Here is a 19,515-nt window from a genome sequence, read left to right as displayed (position 1 = left end):
CGAATTTTCGTCTCCCTTTTCTGACCGATCCGTGCGTTTTGCGGGCGTTCGTTTGGTTTTCCCGGAAAAAGGCGTTACCTTTGAAAAGTTTATATCCAAACCGGAATAAGATGCTGAAATGCCTGCTCGCGCCTGTGGCCGTCCTCTATAAAGCGGGGGTGACGTTGCGTCACCGCCTCTTCGACTGGGGCCTTCTCAAGAGCGAGAAGTTCGATATTCCGGTCGTCTGCATCGGCAATATCACCGTCGGCGGCACGGGCAAGACTCCGATGGCCGAGATGGTCGTGGGCTACATGTCCCAGACGCACCGTGTGGCGCTGCTCTCGCGCGGCTACGGCCGCCGCACGAAGGGCTACCGGGAGGTGAGCTGCGATTCGCACTACCGCGACGTGGGCGACGAGCCGTTACAGATCAAGCTCAAGTTTCCCGAGACGGTGGTGGCCGTCTGCGAGAAGCGGGCCGAGGGCATCCGCCGCATCCGAGCCGAACACCCCGGGGTGGACCTCATCGTCATGGACGACGGCTTCCAGCACCGCTACGTGGAGCCGAAGGTCAATATCGTGATGATCGACGCCACGCGGCCCGTGCAGCACGACCGCATGCTGCCGCTGGGGACGCTGCGCGATCTGCCCGAACAGCTGCACCGTGCGCATTACTTCATCGTCACGAAGTGCCCCGAGCGGATGGCGCCGATCGACCGCCGCATCCTGCGCAAGGTCCTGATCCAAGTGGCCTACCAGCGGGTCTATTTCACCCGTTTCGAGAGTTTCATGCCTCAGCCGCTCTATGCCGGCGAGGCTGCTCCGGAGCCGCTGACGCACGGCCGGCAGGTCATCGCCCTCTCGGGCATCGGCAATCCGAAGCCCTTTTTGCAGTCGCTCCGCGAGCGCTACGAGGTCGTGGCCGAGATGACGCTCGACGATCACCACGTCTATAAGGTCCGCGACATGCATGCGCTCGAGGCGCTGCTGTCCGAGCATCCGGGCGCGGTGATCGTGACGACCGAGAAGGACGCTGTGAAGATGACCCGCCGGGAGAAGGTTCCCGAGGCGGTCCGCCGCACGCTCTATTACCAACCGATCAATATTTCATTCATAGAGGATTCGGCAACGGATTTTCTGCAAAAACTGGAAGAAGATGTTAGAGGAAATTAAGAAAACCGCCGCGTTCATCCGGTCCGCGACCGGAGATTTCGCACCCGAGGTGGGCATCGTGCTCGGCACGGGGCTGGGCGATTTCGCCGACCGGATCGAGACGCGCCATGCGCTCGACTACAAGGACATTCCCGGCTTCCCCGTCTCGACGGTCGAGGGGCACAAGGGACGTCTGATTTTCGGCGAGGCGGGCGGCCGCCGCGTCGTGGCCATGCAGGGACGGTTCCACTACTACGAAGGCTATACGATGGAGCAGGTGACCTTCCCGATCCGCGTCATGCGGCTGCTCGGCATCCGCTTCCTGTTCGTCTCGAACGCCTCGGGCGGCATCAATGCATCGTTCCGCACGGGCGACCTGATGGTCATCACCGACCATATCAACCTGATGCCCAATCCGCTGATCGGGCCCAACATGGCCGAACTGGGACCCCGTTTCCCGGACATGCACAACTGCTACGACAAGGCGTTGATCGCCTCGGCGACGAAGATCGCCGGGGAGGAGGGGATCAAGCTCCAGTACGGCGTCTATGTCGGCGGCACGGGCCCTACGTTCGAAACGCAGGCCGAATACCGCTATTTCAAGGCCATCGGCGGCGATGCCGCGGGCATGTCCACCGTGCCGGAGGTGATCGTGGCGCGTCACATGTCGGTTCCCGTCTTCGGCGTCTCGGTCATCACGAACTGCGGCCTGTCGGACGAGGCGGGCGACCACGAGGATGTGCAGCGCCAGGGCCGGAAGGCGGGCGTGAAGATGCAGACGCTCTTTTTGCGAATGATCGAAAATCTGGAATGATATTATGGTAAACAAGGTGATTCTGGTGGGCAACGTGGGCATCGACCCCGAGGTCCGCACGCTCGAAGGCGGCGCGAAGGTCGCCCGTGTCCGGCTGGCTACGACCGAGCGGCTGTACGACCGTGCGTCGAACGAGACGAAGGAGCATACCGAGTGGCACACGATCACGCTGTGGCGCGGCCTCGCGGATGTCGTGGACCGCTATGTGCGCAAGGGCACGCAGCTCTATATCGAGGGCCGTCTGCGCACCCGCGAGTGGATGGACAAGGACAACAACAAGCGTTATACGACCGAGATTCTGGCCGACACGATGAATCTGCTGGGCCGCCGCAGCGACAATCCCGCTTCGGACGGCGCCGCTCCGGGTTACGGAGCGCAGGGGCAGGGTTCCTCCTACGGCCAGCAGGGCGGGGGATACCAGCAGGGCGGCTATGCGCGGCCGCAGCAGCCGCGTCCCGCCGCGGCTCCCCAGCCGCAGCAGCCGGCCGCACCTTCGGTCCCGGCCGACGATCCCGACGATTTGCCGTTCTGACCGGACTCTCCCGGCCTGTGCGCCGCCGTCGGGCCGTGGCTGCGGGCGGTCCTGCGTTCGCACCGCATCTGTTGCCGTTCGGGACGCCGCCGGTCCGCAGCGATCCTGCTCCGCAGGAGGCTGTGCCGCACCGCCGCGGGCGATCCGCATCCCGTTCATCCGAAAGGGCTCCGTTTCGCTTCAAGCGAAACGGAGCCCTTTTTTCCGTGGTGGCGGCGCCCTCCCTGTGCGTCCGGTTTTACGGCCGGTCCCGTCACGGAGTTTTCGGTCAGAGGTGTCCGATTCCCTGCCGGTATCCGGTCAGATCGGCTTCGGTCAGGGAGGCGAGCGCTTCGTCGATGCGTCCGATCATCCGTACCCGGTCTTCCGGCAGCCGCCCGAACAGCGGCACGGCGTTGGAGACCGTGTTGGCCGAGATCGTGACGGGAACGGTCAGCTCCTTCAGAAACGTGCGCAGTTCCTCGAGCCGCTCCCGTTCGCTCATCGGGACGAATCGCCCGGCTTCGATCTCCCGCATCAGCGGCGTGTCGGGAAAGAGCGTCAGCGACACGATTCCGACGATATAGGGGTGGAGCCGGTTGAAGAGTGTCGCCGTCGCATGGGCCGCCCGTGTGCCGTTGCCGGCCCCGGCCAGTCCGGTCATGTAGGTAAGGTAGTATTCGATGCCCGCCTCGTCGAGTCTGCGGCACGCTTCGAGCGCTTCGGCCGCGGTCGTTCCCTTGTTCATGAAGGCCAGCGAGGCGTCGTCGCCGCTCTCCGTGCCGATGCTGATGCCCGTGATGCCGCGCGCCCGCAGTTCGCGCAGCTCCGCGGCGCTCTTTTGCAGAATGTCGCTTACGCGGGCGAACATGCCGATCGTCCGTACCTTCGGCAGAAAGTCGCGGATGCGGTCGGCGAGCCGGATGAGTCTTCCGGCGCTTAGCACGAAGGGGTTGGCGCCGACGAGGAAGACCCGCCGGGCCCGCGGCTGATAGCGGGCGACGATCCGCAGATCGGCCTCGACCTCCTCCGCCGGGGAGATCCGGAAGCGGAGGTCGCCGTAGAGCGAACAGAATTTGCAGGCGTGGTGCGTGCAGCCGACCGTGACTTGCAGCAGTACCGAGCGGGCCTCGAAGGGCGGCCGCCAGATTATCCCCGTGAAGTGGAGGGATTCGGATTCTTTCATCGTTTTTCCTATTTTTGCAGGCCGCAAGATAGTCCGGATTCCGCTTCCGCACAAGAGCTTATCCGGCCGTTAGCGGCTTACGCGCGTGTTAGTTTTTGTGGAAACGAACCGGTTGAGACGATGAAAAAAAACGAAAAAAATCCGCCCCGTCCGACGCTTTCGCCGGCCTGTGCCCTGATCGGCCGCTTCGGCAGCCGTTGGGCGCTGCTCGTGCTGCTGACGCTTCACGAAGGCGGCGTGCTGCGCTTCGGAGAGCTGGTCCGGGCGGTTCCCGGCGGCATCTCCGAACGGATGCTCTCCGCCGCTCTTCGTGATCTGGAAGGGGCCGGACTGGTCGCACGGAGGGTCTATCCCGAAGTCCCGCCGCGGGTGGAGTATGCGACGACCCCGAAAACGGAGTCGCTGATGCCGATTCTGCGGCAGTTGCTCGACTGGGCGCGCGAGAATGCGTAGCGGTCCGCACCGCACTCCGGAGATGAGAAAGCCCCTGCCGGAAATTTATCCGGCAGGGGCGGAAAATCCGTAAGGGCGGCGGAAACTCTGCCGCGCGGTCCGTCCGGCGGCGTTCCGTGCGGTGCGGCACGGCGCACCGTCCCGGCCGTTCCGGCGGCCGTTTACCGCTGCGTTGCGGCTTCGCTCCGGATTTCGACCGTCGCCTTCTTCAGTCCGGGCGACGTCGCCTTCACCGTTATCGTTCCGGGCCGTTCGGTCGGGGCGATCACGGCGGTCATCATCCCCGAGAAGAGTTTCATGCGGGGCCGCTGGAACGGTTCGAGCGAGGCGGGGTTGCCGTTGGCTCCCGCGCGGTAGTACCCCGCTCCGGTGACCTCGAACCGGATTTCGTTGTCGGCCAGCGGGCAGGGCGTGCCCTGACGGTCTTCGACGCGGACCGTCACGAACGCATAGTCCTTGCCGTCGGCCGCGATGACCGTCCGGTCGGCTTCGAGCACGATGCGGTACGGCTCGCCCGCCGTGCGAATCTCCCGCTCCGCCACGGCGTTGCCCTCTTCGTCGTAGGCCACGGCCTTCACCGTGCCGGGTTCGTAGCGCGTGTCCATCCACATGAGCCGGTAGCGCTGCTGCCGTTTGAGGTCCGCCGCCGAAACCGAATCGGCGCTGTTGTCTATCGTCACGCCGGTGTCTTTCCGTCTCCGGCCCTGGCTCCTGCCGTTGATGAACAGTTCGGCTTCGGGGTAGTTCGTGTAGATGAATACGGGGGTGACTTCGCCTTCGCGTCCCTTCCAGTTCCAGTGGGGCAGTATGTGGAGCGTTTCGGCTTCGGGGTTCCACTTGCTGCGGTAGAGCCAGTAGCGGTCCTTGGGTATGCCCGCCAAGTCGATGATGCCGAAGAGCGACGAGTGGCTCGGCCAGTCGGAGTAGTAGGGGGTGGGTTCGCCCAGGTAGTCGAATCCGGTCCAGACGAATTCGCCCATGCAGTAGGGGCGGTCGTCGTGCTGGATGAAGTCGTCCTCGGGCAGATTCGACCATCCGCAGTGCTCCACGTCGTACGACGACGCCTGGTGGTCGTCGTAGCGGGGCATCGAACGGCGCACGACCGGGAATTTGTAGATGCCGCGCGAGCTGATCGTCGAGGCGGTTTCGCTGCCGAGGATCATCTCCTGCGGGAGTCTCAGGTAGTTCCGTGCGTACAGATGCGGCCGGTAATTGAATCCCGGAATGTCCATCACCGCGGCCATGTTGTTCGCCGTCACGGCGTCGGGGGCGTCCATGCCCTGCGTCACGGGGCGCGTGGGGTCTTCGCGGTGGCAGATATTCTGGAGCCGGAGGGAGAGTTTCGGGCCCCGGTCTCCGTTCCATTGGTCGGGCACTTCGTTGCCTATGCACCACATCACGACGCTCGGGTTGTTGCGGAACCGGCGGACGAGGTTCACCAGATCGCGCTCGGCCCATTGGCCGAACTCCTTGTGGTAGCCGTTTTCGACCTTCTTCGTCTCCCACTCGTCGAACGATTCGGCCATGACCATCATGCCCGTTTCGTCGCATATTTCGATCAGCTCCGGTGCCGGCTTGTTGTGCGAGGTGCGTATGGCGTTGCAGCCCATCTCCTTCAGCAGCCGGATCCGGTGCCGGATCGCCGACTCGTTCACGATGCCGCCCAGCGGTCCGAGGTCGTGGTGGAGACAGACGCCCCGGAATTTCAGCGGCTTGCCGTTCAGCCGGAATCCTTCGCCCTGCACGGCTTCGACCGTGCGGATGCCGAACACGGTGACGTAGCGGTCCTTCAGCTCGCCGCCTTCGTAGATCTCCGAAGTCGAGGTGTAGAGCGCCGGAGTGTCGGGCGACCAGAGCGCGGGGCGGTCGATCGTGAACTCCTGCTCGAAGCAGTGGTCGCCGAAGTCGGCTCCGGCGGACTGCCTGTGCCGTGCCACGACGCGTCCGGCGGGGTCCGTCACCGCCGTTTCGATCGCATAGTCGGCGGGCGACTTTCCCTGCGGAACGGCGAGGGCGGTGCACTGCCGGACGCGGGCGGACGCTTCGTCGGCCCGCCGCGTGATGATCTGCGTTCCCCACACCGGGACGTGCGCCTTGTCCGTTACGATGAGGTGCACGTTGCGGTAAATTCCGGCGCCGGGATACCAGCGCGACGATTCGGGGAGGTTTTCGAGCCGGACGGCCAGCAGATTCTCCCCGCCGGGGTTCAGCAGGGGCGTGATGTCCGTGTGGAAGGAGTTGTAGCCGTTGGGCCAGCGGATCGCCTCCCGGCCGTTCACGTACACGCGCGCATGGCTCATCGCGCCGTCGAAGAGGAGCGTGCACCGGCGGCCTTCGTTCCGTTCCGGTACTTCGAAGCGGAGCCTGTACCAGCCCGTGCCGACGAAGGGCAGCCCTCCGGTCCGTCCGGCGTGTTCCACGGCCTGCGTCTGGCCGTCCTGCGCGATGGCCGTGTGCTGGAGATCGTTTCCTGCGCTGAACGGACCGTAGATGGCCCAGTCGTGCGGTACGGTCACCTCCTGCCACCGGGAGTCGTCGTACGACGGTTCGGCGAATGCCGGGGCGTCGTCGCGTGTGAAGCGCCATCCTTTTTCGAGCAACCGTTCGGTGCGTACCTGCGCCTGCAACCCTATCGGGAGCAGCAGGAGCATCCATACGAATCTTTTCATCGTTTCGTGTGATATGTGGGTGAGTCTTTTCCGCCCGTTCCGCCGGATTCGGGGGCTCCGTTCCGTGCCGTAGGGGCGTCCGGGCTTTTCCGGCCGCTCCAATATAGGCGTTTTCCGCGGAAAAAACAAATCCGGAATTTCGCGGAAGAGTTGCCGGTTCCGTGAATTTTCCGTATATTCGGCAGACGGTTCCGCTCCGGCAGGGCGGAACGGGACAATGATTCGGACCGATATGAAACGCATTACGAATCCCTGGCGGGGAATGGAAGGGTATCGCTGCTACGGCTGCGATCCGCACAGCGAACAGGGACTCCGCATGGAGTTCTACGAGGACGGCGAGGAGATCGTGAGCGTCTGGCATCCCCGTCCGGAGTTTCAGGGATGGGTGGATACGCTTCACGGAGGCGTCCAGGCGACGCTGGCCGACGAGATCAGCAGTTGGGTCGTCTTCCGCAAGTTCCGGACCAGCGGCGTCACCTCGCGGATGGAGGTGCGTTACCACAAGCCGATCCGGACCTCCGACGAGCGTGTCGTGCTGCGTGCCGCCGTGCGGCAGCAGCGGCGCAACCTGGTCGAAATCGGCGTGCGGATCTTCGACGGCGCCGGGACGCTCTGCACCGAGGCGACCTGTCTCTACTTCCTTTTTCCGAAGGAACGGGCGCGCACGGAGTTCCATTTCTGCGATTGCGGCGTCGCAGACGAGGAGACGGACCCGCTGCAATAGCCTCCGTGTCCGTCGTCCCGGCTCTTCCGCCTTCCCGTTCCGCTTGACCGCTTTTTTTGTTCGGCGATCTTATGATTGAACGTATTGTTGCGTGTTTGTCGTTGTGCGCTCTTGCCGCCTGCGTTTCCGGACGGGAGGAGCGGATCGTCTGCGACCGTGTGCTGACTTTCGGGGAGGAGCCTTCGCCGTCGATTCCGGATCGGATCCGTCGGGTGGATTTCTTGCCGCTGGAGTTTTCCGAGGCTGCGGCGTTCCGGCGCGCCGATAAATTGCTGTTCCGGAACGGGCTGATCTATGTCGGCGACTTCGGAAGCCGCAAGATCGTGGCCTACGACATGGCGGGCCGCGTGTCGTTCGTCATTCACCGGCACGGCCGGGGGCCCGGAGAGTATCTGGAGATGAAGAGTTTCACGGCCGACGACCGGAATGTCTATGTCGTCGATAACGCCTCCCGCCGGGTGCTGCTCTACGACTGCCGTACCGGAGTGTTCCGGGAGTCGAAGCCGCTGCCGGTCGTCGCCTGGGACATCGAGGCGTTGCATAACGGGGATTTCATTCTGGCGTTCAGCCCTCTGACCGGGGGCATGCTGTCCGAATCCCAGCCGAATTACAGGCTTTTCGTCACCGATTCGGATTTTGCCGTCAAACGCCGCCTGTTCGCGTTCGATTCCGGTTACAGCGAACCGCTCGGCCGGCCGACCTATTTTTCGGTATCCGGCGACAGCCTCGTTTTCAGCTCGTTCTGGTTCGACGGATTCACGGTGTTCGACCGCCGCGATGCCGTCGGGTTCCGCCATGTGGCCATCGACTTCGCTCGCGGGATTCCCGGGAAGTACCGCCAGGATCGGGATGCCGTGCTCGACGGGCCGTATCGGTATCCGGTTGCCGTTCCCGTACTTTGCGGCGATTACGTGGCGGTCGATGTCCGCTGCGGCGAATACCTGGACACCTACCTGTTCGATCCTGCGGCCGACGCCTTTATCGGCAATTCGGAGACGGGTGCGTATCTCTTTCCGCCCGTCGCCGTGTTCGAGGGGCGTTTCGTGGCTCTTCTGCCGGGCAGTTCGTATGCGGATCTCGTTGAGGAGGGGTTTCCGCGCGCTCCGGATGCCGTCGAACGGAATCTGAACGAGGACGGCAACCTGCTGCTGTTTTACGGTATGTGACGGCCGGGCCCGGCGTTCCGCATAACCTTCGCTTTATATGCGTTTTCGCCCTCCCCCGCGGACGGTGCTTCTTTCCGTTTCCGGTCGTCCGCTGGCGTTCGGAGCCGGGTCGCTTCCGTGCCGGGAGCAGGTCCGGAATGAAAAAGGGAGACCTCTGCGTCTCCCTTTTCCCTGTTTTTCGTCTGCCGTTCCGGGTCACGTCCGGTCGATCCGGTACTGCACGCACTCGATGCCGACGCGGCGCAGCAGGTCCAGCCCCTCCTCCGAACGGTAGTCGTCCGCGTAAACCACCCGTTTGATGCCCGCCTGGATAATGAGTTTCGAGCATTCGATGCACGGGGCGGCCGTGATGTAGAGCGTCGAGCCGTCGCAGTTGTTGGCCGACTTGGCGACCTTCGTGATGGCGTTGGCCTCGGCGTGCAGGACGTAGGATTTGGTCAGTCCCTGTTCATCCTCGCAGACGTTCTCGAATCCGGCCGGCGTGCCGTTGTACCCGTCCGAGATAATCATGCGGTCCTTGACGATCAGCGCTCCGACCTTGCGGCGCACGCAGTAGGAATTTTCGGCCCAGATCGCCGCCATTCGCAGGTAGCGCAGGTCCAGCTGGCGTTGTTTCTCCTCTTGATAACCCATACTCTTGTTTTCGATCGCGTTGCACTTCCGTACTCTCCGGCCGCTCTGCGGACGGGGCTACAACCCCTTTCCGTGGCAGTTCTTGTACTTCTTGCCCGATCCGCAGGGGCAGGGATCGTTGCGGCCCACCTTCTTTTCGACGTGCACCGGCATCGGTTTCGACCGATCCTGCTGTCCGGCCTGCGCGGCGGCCTGCATCCGCGACGCCTGCAACTTATTGACGTCCACCTTGGCGCGCCGCTCCCGCTCGATCTGCATCCGTTCGCGCTCCTGCTGCTGGCGCCGCACCTCTTCGGCGCTCTGCTCGCGCACGGGGATGTATGCCTTGTCGAGGATCGCCAGCACCTCGCGGTTCACCTTGACGAGCATCTTCGAGAACAGTCCGAACGACTCGAACTTGTAGATCAGCAGCGGGTCCTTCTGCTCGTAGGTGGCGTTCTGCACGCTCTGGCGCAGGTCGTCCATTTCGCGCAGATGCTCGCGCCAGGCGTCGTCGATCGTGGTGAACATGACCACCTTCGAGAAGACCTTGTAGATCTCCGCGCCGTCCGTATCCTTGCACTTCTGCAAGTTCACCGGGATATTGTAGCCGAGGTGTCCGTCCGTCAGCGGGAAGTAGATGTTCGAATCCATCTGTTCCTTGCGGTCTTCGTAGATGCGCTGCATCACCGGACGCACCGTGTCGGCCACGGCCTTCGCCCGGCGGGCGTAGGTCTCCTTGAGCGCCTTGACGATGGCATCGACCAGCTCCTCGGGCTTGGCGTCGCCGTAGGCCGCCTCGTCCACCGGCAGCTCCACGGCCACCTGGCGGATGAGCTCCATGCGGAAATCCTCGTATTCGATGCCGCGGTTCTCCTCGACGAAGTTCTCGGCGAAGTCGTACATGATGTTGTTCAGGTCGATCTCGATCCGTTCGCCGTAGAGGGCGTGGCGGCGGCGCGTGTAGATCACCTCGCGCTGCGAGTTCATCACGTCGTCGTATTCGAGCAGCCGCTTGCGGATGCCGAAGTTGTTCTCCTCGACCTTCTTCTGGGCGCGTTCGATGGCCCGGGTCATCATTCCGGCCTGGATCACCTCGCCCTCCTTGAGGCCCATGCGGTCCATCATCGCGGCGATGCGGCCCGAGCCGAACAGACGCATCAGGTCGTCCTCGAGCGAGACGAAGAACTGCGACGATCCGGGGTCGCCCTGACGTCCCGCACGTCCGCGCAGCTGACGGTCCACACGGCGGCTTTCGTGCCGTTCCGTGCCGATGATCGCCAGACCTCCGGCGGCCTTCACTTCGGGCGTCAGCTTGATGTCCGTACCGCGGCCCGCCATGTTGGTGGCGATGGTCACCTGCCCGGCGCGCCCGGCCTCGGCCACCACCTGCGCCTCCAGTGCGTGCTGTTTGGCGTTCAGCACGTTGTGCTTGATGCCGCGCAACTTGAGCATGCGGCTCAGCAGCTCCGAGATCTCGACCGACGTCGTACCCACCAGCACGGGGCGCCCTTCGCCCACGAGGCGCACGATCTCTTCGATCACGGCGTTGTATTTCTCGCGCTTGGTTTTGTAGATCAAGTCCTGGCGGTCGTCGCGGATCACCGGCCGGTTCGTCGGGATGACCACCACGTCGAGTTTGTAGATGCTCCAGAACTCCGACGCCTCCGTCTCGGCCGTACCGGTCATGCCGGCCAGCTTGTGGTACATGCGGAAGTAGTTCTGCAACGTGATCGTGGCGAAGGTCTGCGTCGCGGCCTCGACCTTCACGTGCTCCTTGGCCTCGATGGCCTGGTGCAAGCCGTCCGAATAGCGGCGGCCGTCGAGGATACGTCCCGTCTGCTCGTCCACGATCTTCACCTTGTTGTCCATCACGACGTACTCCACGTCCTTCTCGAACATGGCGTAGGCCTTCAGCAGCTGGTTCACCGTGTGCACGCGCTCCGACTTGATCGAGTAGTCGTTTATCACCTCGTCGCGTTTCTGCGCCTTCTCCTCTGCGGGCAGGTCGCTCTTTTCGAGCTCGGCCACCGCCGCGCCGATGTCGGGCAGCACGAAGAAGCCGTCCTCCTTGAAGTATTTCGACAACTCCTCGTGGCCTTTGTCCGTCAGCTCCACCGAATTGAGTTTCTCGTCGATGACGAAGTAGAGCGGATCGGTGATTTCGGGCATCCGGCGGTTGTTGTCCTGCATGTAGATGTTTTCGGTCTTCTGCATCAGGGCCTTGATTCCCGGCTCGGAGAGGTATTTTATCAGCGGCTTGTATTTGGGCAGTCCCTTGTGCACGCGGTAGAGCTTGATGCCGCCCTCCTCGGTCTTGCCCTCCGCGATGAGCTGCCGCGCCTCGGCCAGCAGCGCCGTGACGAAGTTGCGCTGGAGGTTGTAGAGGTGTTCGATCGAGGGCTGGTACTGCTCGAAGAGCTGGTCGTCGCCCTTGGGCACGGGGCCCGAGATGATGAGCGGCGTGCGGGCGTCGTCGATCAGCACCGAGTCGGCCTCGTCCACGATGGCGTAGTGGTGCTTGCGCTGCACGAGGTCCTTGGGCGACGAGGCCATGTTGTCGCGCAGGTAGTCGAAGCCGAACTCGTTGTTCGTACCGAACGTGATGTCGGCCATGTAGGCCTTGCGGCGCGCCTCCGAATTGGGCTGGTGGCGGTCGATGCAGTCCACCGACAGTCCGTGGAACTGGTAGAGCGGTCCCATCCACTCGGAGTCGCGTTTGGCCAGGTAGTCGTTCACCGTGACCAGGTGCACGCCCTTTCCGGCCAGCGCATTGAGGAATACGGGGAGCGTCGCCACGAGCGTCTTGCCCTCGCCCGTCGCCATTTCGGCGATGTTGCCTTCGCGTTCGCGTTCGCCGAGCTTCTTGGCGGGGCTCTTCTTGCTGCGCGTCAGCACCACGCCGCCGAAGAGCTGGCAGTCGTAGTGGATCATGTCCCACTTCATGTCGTTGCCGCCTGCCATCCAGTGATTGGCGTACACGGCCTTGTCGCCCTCGATGGTAACGAAGTCTTTCGTCGCGGCCAGCTCGCGGTCGAAGTCGTTGGCCGTCACTGCGATCGTGTCGTTCTGCGCGAAGCGGCGCGCCGTGTCCTTCATGATGGCGAAGGCTTCGGGCAGGATTTCGTCGAGCTTGTCCTCGATCCTGTCGTCGATGCGCTTGGTCGTCTCGTCGATCTCCTTCGAGATCTTCTCCTTCTCCTCGAGCGACGTCTCGGGCAGTTCGAGCCGTGCTTTCAGCTCGACGATGCGGGCCTCGTCCGCGGCGATGTAGTCAGCGATCTGTTGTTTGAGCCCCTGGCTGCGGGCGCGCAGCTCGTCGTTCGAGAGGGCCTCGATCGAGGGGTAAACAGCCTTGATCTTCTCGACGTAAGGCTGGATCTGTTTGCGGTCTTTTTCGGCCTTGGAGCCGAAAACGGCTTTGATTACGCTTGCAAGAATATCCATATTTCAGTCGTTGTTTTTTCGGTTCGGATTCTAAATCTTGCAAAGATACTTATTTTTTGCGATTTATCAACTCCCGGAGGGGCTTTTTGCGCTCCCGTCCTGCGGCTGCGGAACCGCGGGATTTCCGATGCGCGACTTCCAGGAGATGAACTCCCTGTGTTCCGGGAATTTCTTGAAGTCGGTCGAATCGGTACGGATGACATGGAGCGATGTCTCGCTGATGTGGCTGTCGAAGACGCCGAAGTCGATCTCCGCGTCCTGGATCAGCAGGATCGGCATTCCGGCCATGAGCCCCATGCCGGTTTCTATTTCGTTCCACGGCGTCGGCAGCCAGCGGTCGCTCCACGTCTCGCATTCGTCCGTCGCCGGGCGGAACGTCGCTTTTTCGATGTGGAGTTGCTTGAGTCCGAAGACGATCATCCCGTCGCATTGCTGGACGAGTGTCCGGATGTTGCCCAGTTGGCCGAACATGCGGTATTCGCCCCGTTCGTAGAAACAGACCTCGTAGCCTTCCTGTCGCAGGTGGTCGCGTACGGAGCGTATCATGAGCGAATCCTCGATGCGGAGCTTCCCCGGCATGCTGAAGAAAATGCGGTGCTTTCCCGCGGCGGCATGCACCGTGACCGGTTCGGGGCGGGTGTAGCGGCCCTCTGCGTCGAGATGCCGGGCGATCTCCCGCGGGAGATTCGTGCAGCCCGCGAAGCAGGCGTTCCCGAGTTTCACTTCGCGCAGTCCGATGTGGTTGAGGTCGGCCATCGAGAAGTTCGCCTCGGAGAGGTCGCTGTATTTGATTCTCGCGTGTTGCAGGTTGCTCTGATAGAACACGGCTTTCCGGCCGTCGATCCGCTCGATCAGGGCATTCGACAGATCGGCCTGGAAAAGGTCCGTCTCGCGCATGTCGGTCGTGACCTGCTCCTTGGATCCGATATAGGCATCTTGCAGGTTGGTTTTCTGGAGGTCGGCCTTGGAGAGGTCGTGCCCGTAGGCGAGCCCGTCGGCCAGCGTCTTCTGGAAAACTCCCGTCGGAACCACCCGCAGCAGCGACGAGAGGACGTAGATCGTTTCGTTGCGGTAGCAGCCTCTTTCCGCCGTGAAGAACCTTCGGATGAGAATTGCCGCGGCGAGCCGGTTGGTCTCGCTTTCCGAGGAGAGCTGTCGGATCGCCGCATCGAACTCCTCCTTGAGGATTCTGCGGCGGGAGGACTTGCTCTGGATATCGAAGAATCGGAGCACGACCGCAACTCCGGCGATAAGCAGCGAAACGAAGAGGACGGTTCCCTCGATGTGTTCCAGGATGTAACTGAAGGCATTCATGGACGGGTGGTTATTTCGAGTTGTCCGTATGCGCCGCGATCCGCCGCCCGACGGGACATTCCGCGCACCGGGTTCGGGCGCAGTACTCCGTGGCCAGTTGCAGCAGCGCCTGCGATTCGAATGCGTTGCGGATCGGGACGCCCTCCCCGCTCCACGCCCGCATGAAACGGTTGTCCTCGGAGGGAAGGCGCTCGAGGAGCGACAGCGCGCTGTCGCGCAGCCGTTCGTCGCCCGTGCGGCTGCCGTAGGCGAATTGCAGTACGGCCACCAGGTTGATTCCGATGATGCGGGCCTTGAATGCCCCGAGGCGTTTGGGAAATTCGTCGCCCGCAGCGCCGGGGACGTAGTGCGTCCGCCAGTAGGGCGACGCCTCGATGCAGAACAGGCGCCGGATGTCCTCCTCCGTGCGGCAGGCCATGGCGCGCGCCATCACGAACTCGTCCTGCGCGAAGAACCGCGCCGCCTGCGCGATCCGCAGTGCGGGGTGGTTGGCCGGGCGGATGTCCGCGAGCGTCCACTCCGAGGCGTCCATCGCTTCGATGCCGTATTTGGCCGAGAGGTATTCGAAGTGGCGCCCGAGGTCGAGCGTGTACGCATCGTGGCGGTAGAGCGCCAGCAGCCCCGATGCGCCGAAGAGCATCGCTTCGACGGCCTGCGGGGCGAGCCGCTCCCGCAGCACGGTCCTGTAAGGCACTCTCCGGGCCAGCGAGAGGTAGGCCTCCTGGTTCCGGCTGTCGCCCAGCGTGCGGAAATAGAGCCGGTAGAAGGTCTCGTTCCAGTTGTCGGACGTTTCGGAGAGCAGCGCCCCGACGCGTCGGATCTTGCGGCCGAGCCGGTCGAAGAGCAGCGCCGTGAGAAGCTCGGTGCGTTGCAGCGCGCCGAGCCCCGCCAGGTAACCGCCGCAGGCGTATGTCCCGGCTCCGGCCTTCAGCCGTTCGATCGTCCGCTCCCCGCCGCCGTCCGCCATGTCACAACAGGTTGAGTTCGAGCAGCGCCTCTTCGGACATCATGCTTTTGTCCCACACCGGGTCGAACGTCAGGATGACGTTCACCGATTTCACCCCCTTGACCTTGGCGACCTGCTGATTGACGTCTTCGACGAGCATGTCGGCCATCGGGCAGTTGGGGGCCGTGAGCGTCATGCGGATCGTGGCCGTTCCGTCGGGCGTGTAGTCGATTTCGTAAACGAGCCCCAGATCGTATATGTTCACCGGAATCTCGGGGTCGTATATGTTTTTCAGCGTCAGGACGATCTCTTTCTCGACCTGGAGTATCTCTTCGGGTGTCATCGTTCAGTCGTTTTTGTTCGCGTACGCCAGTGCGTAGAGCCGCATCTGTCTGACCATCGCGGCCAGCCCGTTGGCCCGCGTGGGCGAGAGGTTGGCCGCCAGGCCGATGGCGTCGATGAAATAAAGGTCCGTGTCGAGCACCTCCTGCGGCGTGCGTCCGTTCAGTACGCGGATAAGCAACGCGATGATGCCCTTGGTTATTATGGCGTCGCTGTCGGCCGTGAAGAAAATCCGCCCGCCGTCCGTCCGTGCGTCGATCCACACGCGCGACTGGCATCCCTCGATGAGATACTGTCCGGTGCGGTGTTCCGGAGCGATGGCCGGGAGCGAGTCGCTCAGGCCGATCAGGTAGTCGTATTTGTCGAGCCAGTCGTCGAAAACGGAGAACTCCTCGATGATCTCCTCCTGAATCTGATCTTTCTTGTCCATTTCCTTTTCCTTGCGTTTTTGCGGTTACAGGTCCACGATCTCGGGCAGGACGTCGCCCTCCGAGGCCGCGGGTTCCGTGACGCCCGCCAGCCGCGCCAGCGTCGGAGCCACGGAGGTCATGTCCACGCGCCGCTGCACGTGCTGCTGTCCGGCGCCCGTGCCGTAGAATACGAGCGGCACTTCGGTGTCGTAGCCGTACATCGACCCCGACATCGAACGGCAGCGGTCGCGCTCTTCGATCCACCCGGGCATCAGGTTCAGGATGACGTCGCCCGAGCGACGCGGGTAGAAGCTGTTCTGCATCCGCCGCGCATAGCCGCTGCCGAAGTAGCTCGACCGCATGGCCGTGGCCGAGAGGGCGTGCGAGACGCCGCGGAACTGCATGGCGAAGATCGCCACCTCGTTCTGCACGTCGGCCAGATCCAGCCCCCGTTCGTAGATCAGGTTATGGTTGAGCCAGATGCACTTGTCTCCGTAGGTCACCACCCAGTCGCCCGTGCCGTAGCGGACGTTGAGGAATCCGTTCACGATCACCTCGAACTGCCGGGCGTTGAACCGGTCCGGCTCTTCGGTCGTCGCGTCGTAGGAGGGGCTGGTTCCGTGGTCCGAGGTGAGGACCACCGTCGCGTTGCCGTCCCTGACCTGCGCGAAGACGAAGGTCAGGAAGTCGGCCAGGTCGCGGTCCAGCCGGTAGTACATGTCCTCGACCTCGACCGATTCGGGTCCGTAGGCTTCGCTGATGCGGCGCGAGGCGTCGAGGCAGACGCAGAGCAGGTCGGGCGTCGCGTCGGCGCCGAGCTTGTACTGGGCGATGAGCTGCTTGGCCAGTCCCAGCACCGCCGTATTGCCCGCGGGGGTGTAGAGCAGCCGTTCGTAGTCGTCCGCAAGTTCCGGGCCGCCCCCTTCGGGCTGCCGCCCCTCCCCGCGTTTTCCGCGCTTCTCGGGGAATCCGATCCGGATGTTGCGCGTATTGACATAGCGGTCGCGGTCGAGCAGCGGCCGCCACTCGGAGGCGATGTAGGAGAGGTTGTACCGCTCGTCGTTGCTGCGGTCGATCCACTCGGGCACCGCCGGGGCGTAGTAGGGCGAGGTGACCCAGTCGCAGCGTCCGGGGTCGAGCCAGAAGACCTCGCCGCCGCGGCCCGCCGTCACCACGGCCGACACGGCTTCGGCGGCCACCGTGACCGTATGGCTGCCGGGAGCGTGCTGGCGGAGGGTTTCGGCCAGCGTCGGGGCGATCAGGTGGTAGGCTCCGGGGCCTTTGCGGCCGTCGGTCAGCCCCACGACGGCGTTCGACGTGTAGTCCACCCACTGCGAGCCGATCACGCCGTGCGTCGAGGGCATGGCCCCGGTCGCGAGCGTGGCCAGCGAGACGGGCGTGGTGGTCTGCTGGTAGTCGTAGCGGCTGTCCGTATAGACCGTGCCGCCCTGCGTGAGGCGGCGGAACCCGCCTTCGCCGAAGTTTTCGGCGTAGCGCGCGAGGTCCTCGGCGCGCATCGACCCCACGACGATCTGGACGATCAGGCGCGGCGTTTCGGCGGCGATGCCCCGGAACGAGGCGAGGGCGGCTATGGCGAGCAGGAGAATTTTTCTGTTCATGGCGAATGTGGAAGATCGGCCGCAAATTTACGAATTTATTTCGATACATCGGCGGAAATATTCCGCCTCGGCCCGAAAATCGGGACCGTGCAATGCGGCGATCCGCTCCAGTTGCGCAAGACAGAACGCCCGGTGGGCGGCGCTCCGCGGGTCACGGGGACGGTGTGCCGCGGCGGCTGCGATGGCTTCGGCCTCGGGAAGCAGGCGCCGGGCCTCGTCGGTGAGGGCCGCCTCCGTGAACCGCTCCCAGATGTACTCCACGGCCTGCGGTGCGGGGTGCACCAGATCGTCGGCATAGAAGCGGTAGTCCCGCAGGTCGTCCGTAAGGATTTCGTAGGCGGGGAAATATTCGATCCGTCTGAAGCGCTGCGTGAGCTCCTCGGCCGCCAGCCGCAGCGCGGCTTTGCTCACGGCGTTTCCCGCAAGCCCGTCGCCCGTGTGGCGCACGGGGCTGACCGTGAGCAGGATGCTTCGCCCGGCCAGCGGGCCTTCGGCCAGTTCCGAGATCGCGTCGGCGATCTCGTCCACGGAGAGCCTCCGCCGTGCGAACTCCGCCGCCGGGCGGCGGTGGCAGTTGGCCACGACCTCGCCCTGCCGTTCATAGACCCAGGCCGTGCCGAAGGTGAGGATCACGCGGTCGGCCGTGCGGAGCGCCTCGGAGCCCGCCTGCCGGGCGGCGTTCATGCGGCGGAGCGCCTCGTCGGGCGTGGGGGCCGAGAAGTCGCCGTGGAATCCGAAATGGAACCACCGCTGGCCGTCGGTGTGCAGCTCGTCGCGCACGACGGGGCGGCCGAAGCCGCGGACGGCCGCAGCGACGGAGAGCGGGTTGAAGAGGATGCCCGTGGGGTTGGCCTCGACGCGGAATTTCGCCCGGGAGAGCCGGGCGGCGATGTGCGCGGCGAAGCACGAACCGAGCGCGAGCGTGCGGTTTTCGTAGCCGAAACGCATGCGGAGGGGCGCGGTTTCGATTTCGGTGCGGAATTTCATACGGCAAAAATAGAAAATTCTTACCTTTGCGGATATGATTCTGCGAGCGAACTGCAAAATAAACCTGGGCCTCGACGTGCTGCGCCGCCGGGCGGACGGATATCACGACCTGGAGACGGCGATGTTTCCCGTGCGGGGACTCTTCGACGAGGTGGAGGTGCTGCGCACGGGAGGCTCCGGGGCGGAGCTCCGCACGGAGGGGATCGCCGTGGACTGCGCCCCGGAGGAGAATATCTGCATGAAGGCGTTCCGTCTGATGCGTGACCGCTACGGCGTGGACGGCGTCGTGATCCGGCTCGTGAAGCGCGTGCCGTTCGGCGCGGGGCTGGGCGGCGGTTCGTCGGACGGGACGGCGGTGCTGAAGGCCCTCGACACGCTCTTCGGGCTGCGTCTTGCCGAGGAGGAGCTCGTCGCCCGTGCCGCGGAGCTGGGCAGCGACACGGCCTTTTTCGTGCGCGACACGCCCCAGTTGTGCACCGGCCGCGGAGAGGTGATGACGCCTTTTCCGCTGGACCTCGGGGGTATGACGCTCGTCATCGTGAAACCCGCCGAGGGGGTCTCGACCCGCGAGGCCTATGCCGGCGTGCGGCCCCGCATGCCGGAGGTTCCGCTCGCCGGGCGGCTGCGGCGTCCCGTCGCCGAGTGGCAGGGGACGGTGACCAACGATTTCGAGGAGTCGGTCTTCGCCGCGCATCCCGCGATCCGCACGGCGAAGGAGGAGCTGCTCGCCGCCGGGGCTCTCTATGCCTCCATGTCCGGCTCGGGTTCGGCCGTGTTCGGCCTTTTCGACGATCCGGCCCGCGCCGCCCGGCTGCGGGAGCGGACTCCCTTCGTCTTCGCGTTATAGCGTTTTTAATCTCGTAATCCTGGGTTTGTCCGCGACGGGGCATCCCGTCGCGCTTCGAACGCATGGCTCGGCCGTGTCCGGCCTTTCCGGCGATGCGGTCCGCGCCGTTTCGGTCGGATCGTCCGTCGCGGCCGGGCGGTCGCTCCTGTTTTTCGTGCCTCCGTTCGCCGTCCGGCGATCCCGGACGGGTGTCGTTTTGATCTTCGGTCCGGCGTCCGATGCGGTGTTCGCAGCCGTTTCGGGACGTTGTGCAGTTTGTAACTATTAAAAATAGTTGTATGTGAAGAAAATTTAGTTATATTTGCGGAAACAAAAGGCGGTTTCCCGCGCTCCCC

At 63.9% G+C, this 19,515-nt stretch carries 17 protein-coding genes; 7 read left to right on the top strand and 10 right to left on the bottom strand.

All coding sequences use genetic code 11. The features are described from left to right. Nucleotides 1-110: 110 nt before the first annotated feature. The 3 genes from lpxK to ssb are packed head-to-tail and all read left to right on the top strand — an operon-like array spanning nucleotide 111 to nucleotide 2,479. Complete coding sequence (lpxK, locus tag KB554_RS02780) at nucleotides 111-1,154, top strand: tetraacyldisaccharide 4'-kinase (protein ID WP_141429339.1); 1,044 nt, start codon at nucleotides 111-113, stop codon at nucleotides 1,152-1,154. After that, the gene (locus tag KB554_RS02775; protein WP_141429341.1) at nucleotides 1,138-1,947 is read left to right on the top strand and encodes a purine-nucleoside phosphorylase; all 810 of its coding nucleotides are present in this window, start codon (nucleotides 1,138-1,140) and stop codon (nucleotides 1,945-1,947) included. Before lpxK ends, KB554_RS02775 begins: the two co-directional genes overlap by 17 nt. Before the next feature lie 4 nt (nucleotides 1,948-1,951). Continuing rightward, the gene (gene ssb / locus KB554_RS02770; RefSeq protein ID WP_211034897.1) at nucleotides 1,952-2,479 is read left to right on the top strand and encodes a single-stranded DNA-binding protein; all 528 of its coding nucleotides are present in this window, start codon (nucleotides 1,952-1,954) and stop codon (nucleotides 2,477-2,479) included. A gap of 268 nt (nucleotides 2,480-2,747) precedes the next feature. Here ssb and KB554_RS02765 read toward each other — a convergent pair whose 3' ends face one another. Continuing rightward, complete coding sequence (locus KB554_RS02765) at nucleotides 2,748-3,644, bottom strand: radical SAM protein (RefSeq protein WP_211034896.1); 897 nt, start codon at nucleotides 3,642-3,644, stop codon at nucleotides 2,748-2,750. Nucleotides 3,645-3,764: 120 nt separating this feature from the next. Here KB554_RS02765 and KB554_RS02760 point away from each other — a divergent pair, with 120 nt between their 5' ends. Continuing rightward, nucleotides 3,765-4,097 (top strand): helix-turn-helix domain-containing protein, encoded by a 333-nt coding sequence (locus KB554_RS02760; RefSeq protein ID WP_211034895.1) that lies wholly within the window; start codon nucleotides 3,765-3,767, stop codon nucleotides 4,095-4,097. A 161-nt stretch (nucleotides 4,098-4,258) separates the two neighbouring features. Here KB554_RS02760 and KB554_RS02755 read toward each other — a convergent pair whose 3' ends face one another. Beyond that, nucleotides 4,259-6,766 (bottom strand): glycoside hydrolase family 2 TIM barrel-domain containing protein, encoded by a 2,508-nt coding sequence (locus tag KB554_RS02755; protein WP_211034894.1) that lies wholly within the window; start codon nucleotides 6,764-6,766, stop codon nucleotides 4,259-4,261. A gap of 232 nt (nucleotides 6,767-6,998) precedes the next feature. Between KB554_RS02755 and KB554_RS02750 the strand changes: the two genes are divergently transcribed. Beyond that, entirely contained in the window at nucleotides 6,999-7,490 is a 492-nt protein-coding gene (locus KB554_RS02750; RefSeq protein WP_141429351.1) for a PaaI family thioesterase, read from the top strand. A gap of 71 nt (nucleotides 7,491-7,561) precedes the next feature. Further along, nucleotides 7,562-8,656: a 6-bladed beta-propeller gene (locus KB554_RS02745; protein ID WP_211034893.1), complete on the top strand. Its 1,095-nt coding sequence runs from the start codon at nucleotides 7,562-7,564 to the stop codon at nucleotides 8,654-8,656. 195 nt (nucleotides 8,657-8,851) lie between these two features. Here the strand turns inward: KB554_RS02745 and KB554_RS02740 are convergent, their stop codons facing one another. The 8 genes from KB554_RS02740 to KB554_RS02705 form a co-directional block, all read right to left on the bottom strand. Further along, nucleotides 8,852-9,289 carry a dCMP deaminase family protein gene (locus KB554_RS02740; protein WP_141429360.1) on the bottom strand — a complete coding sequence of 146 codons (438 nt, stop codon included), beginning with the start codon at nucleotides 9,287-9,289 and terminating at the stop codon, nucleotides 8,852-8,854. Between the two features lie 57 nt (nucleotides 9,290-9,346). After that, entirely contained in the window at nucleotides 9,347-12,715 is a 3,369-nt protein-coding gene (gene secA, locus KB554_RS02735) for a preprotein translocase subunit SecA (protein ID WP_211034892.1), read from the bottom strand. A 66-nt stretch (nucleotides 12,716-12,781) separates the two neighbouring features. Next, nucleotides 12,782-14,029 (bottom strand): pentapeptide repeat-containing protein, encoded by a 1,248-nt coding sequence (locus KB554_RS02730; protein ID WP_211034891.1) that lies wholly within the window; start codon nucleotides 14,027-14,029, stop codon nucleotides 12,782-12,784. Nucleotides 14,030-14,039: 10 nt separating this feature from the next. Then, on the bottom strand, nucleotides 14,040-14,996 hold the full coding sequence (locus tag KB554_RS02725) for a DUF2851 family protein (RefSeq protein WP_211034890.1): 957 nt from the start codon (nucleotides 14,994-14,996) through the stop codon (nucleotides 14,040-14,042). A gap of 1 nt (nucleotide 14,997) precedes the next feature. Next, nucleotides 14,998-15,318 carry an iron-sulfur cluster assembly protein gene (locus tag KB554_RS02720; protein WP_141429367.1) on the bottom strand — a complete coding sequence of 107 codons (321 nt, stop codon included), beginning with the start codon at nucleotides 15,316-15,318 and terminating at the stop codon, nucleotides 14,998-15,000. Between the two features lie 3 nt (nucleotides 15,319-15,321). Beyond that, nucleotides 15,322-15,747: a SufE family protein gene (locus tag KB554_RS02715; protein WP_211034889.1), complete on the bottom strand. Its 426-nt coding sequence runs from the start codon at nucleotides 15,745-15,747 to the stop codon at nucleotides 15,322-15,324. Between the two features lie 24 nt (nucleotides 15,748-15,771). Then, a complete protein-coding gene (locus tag KB554_RS02710; protein WP_141429371.1) occupies nucleotides 15,772-17,346 on the bottom strand; it encodes an alkaline phosphatase family protein in 1,575 nt (524 codons plus the stop codon). Nucleotides 17,347-17,373: 27 nt separating this feature from the next. Continuing rightward, nucleotides 17,374-18,333, bottom strand: a complete 960-nt coding sequence (locus KB554_RS02705; protein ID WP_141429373.1) for a GSCFA domain-containing protein — start codon at nucleotides 18,331-18,333, stop codon at nucleotides 17,374-17,376. 34 nt (nucleotides 18,334-18,367) lie between these two features. Between KB554_RS02705 and ispE the strand changes: the two genes are divergently transcribed. Further along, nucleotides 18,368-19,180 carry a 4-(cytidine 5'-diphospho)-2-C-methyl-D-erythritol kinase gene (ispE, locus tag KB554_RS02700; protein ID WP_211034888.1) on the top strand — a complete coding sequence of 271 codons (813 nt, stop codon included), beginning with the start codon at nucleotides 18,368-18,370 and terminating at the stop codon, nucleotides 19,178-19,180. Nucleotides 19,181-19,515: the final 335 nt, after the last annotated feature.

Source organism: Alistipes sp. Marseille-P2263 (genome assembly GCF_018101075.1).
GTDB lineage: Bacteria > Bacteroidota > Bacteroidia > Bacteroidales > Rikenellaceae > Alistipes > Alistipes dispar.
Note: the sequence above shows the minus strand (reverse complement) of the source record. Positions and strands in the feature narration are given on the sequence as shown.

Bases quoted from the DNA above. Each gene is read 5' to 3' on its own strand.
- KB554_RS02745 (WP_211034893.1), top strand. From the start codon at position 7,562: ATGATTGAACGTATTGTTGCGTGTTTGTCGTTGTGCGCTCTTGCCGCC.
- KB554_RS02765 (WP_211034896.1), bottom strand. From the start codon at position 3,644: ATGAAAGAATCCGAATCCCTCCACTTCACGGGGATAATCTGGCGGCCG.
- KB554_RS02740 (WP_141429360.1), bottom strand. From the start codon at position 9,289: ATGGGTTATCAAGAGGAGAAACAACGCCAGCTGGACCTGCGCTACCTG.
- KB554_RS02750 (WP_141429351.1), top strand. From the start codon at position 6,999: ATGAAACGCATTACGAATCCCTGGCGGGGAATGGAAGGGTATCGCTGC.
- ssb (WP_211034897.1), top strand. From the start codon at position 1,952: ATGGTAAACAAGGTGATTCTGGTGGGCAACGTGGGCATCGACCCCGAG.
- KB554_RS02720 (WP_141429367.1), bottom strand. From the start codon at position 15,318: ATGACACCCGAAGAGATACTCCAGGTCGAGAAAGAGATCGTCCTGACG.
- KB554_RS02710 (WP_141429371.1), bottom strand. From the start codon at position 17,346: ATGAACAGAAAAATTCTCCTGCTCGCCATAGCCGCCCTCGCCTCGTTC.
- KB554_RS02755 (WP_211034894.1), bottom strand. From the start codon at position 6,766: ATGAAAAGATTCGTATGGATGCTCCTGCTGCTCCCGATAGGGTTGCAG.
- KB554_RS02725 (WP_211034890.1), bottom strand. From the start codon at position 14,996: ATGGCGGACGGCGGCGGGGAGCGGACGATCGAACGGCTGAAGGCCGGA.
- KB554_RS02760 (WP_211034895.1), top strand. From the start codon at position 3,765: ATGAAAAAAAACGAAAAAAATCCGCCCCGTCCGACGCTTTCGCCGGCC.
- KB554_RS02715 (WP_211034889.1), bottom strand. From the start codon at position 15,747: ATGGACAAGAAAGATCAGATTCAGGAGGAGATCATCGAGGAGTTCTCC.
- ispE (WP_211034888.1), top strand. From the start codon at position 18,368: ATGATTCTGCGAGCGAACTGCAAAATAAACCTGGGCCTCGACGTGCTG.
- secA (WP_211034892.1), bottom strand. From the start codon at position 12,715: ATGGATATTCTTGCAAGCGTAATCAAAGCCGTTTTCGGCTCCAAGGCC.
- KB554_RS02775 (WP_141429341.1), top strand. From the start codon at position 1,138: ATGTTAGAGGAAATTAAGAAAACCGCCGCGTTCATCCGGTCCGCGACC.
- lpxK (WP_141429339.1), top strand. From the start codon at position 111: ATGCTGAAATGCCTGCTCGCGCCTGTGGCCGTCCTCTATAAAGCGGGG.
- KB554_RS02705 (WP_141429373.1), bottom strand. From the start codon at position 18,333: ATGAAATTCCGCACCGAAATCGAAACCGCGCCCCTCCGCATGCGTTTC.
- KB554_RS02730 (WP_211034891.1), bottom strand. From the start codon at position 14,029: ATGAATGCCTTCAGTTACATCCTGGAACACATCGAGGGAACCGTCCTC.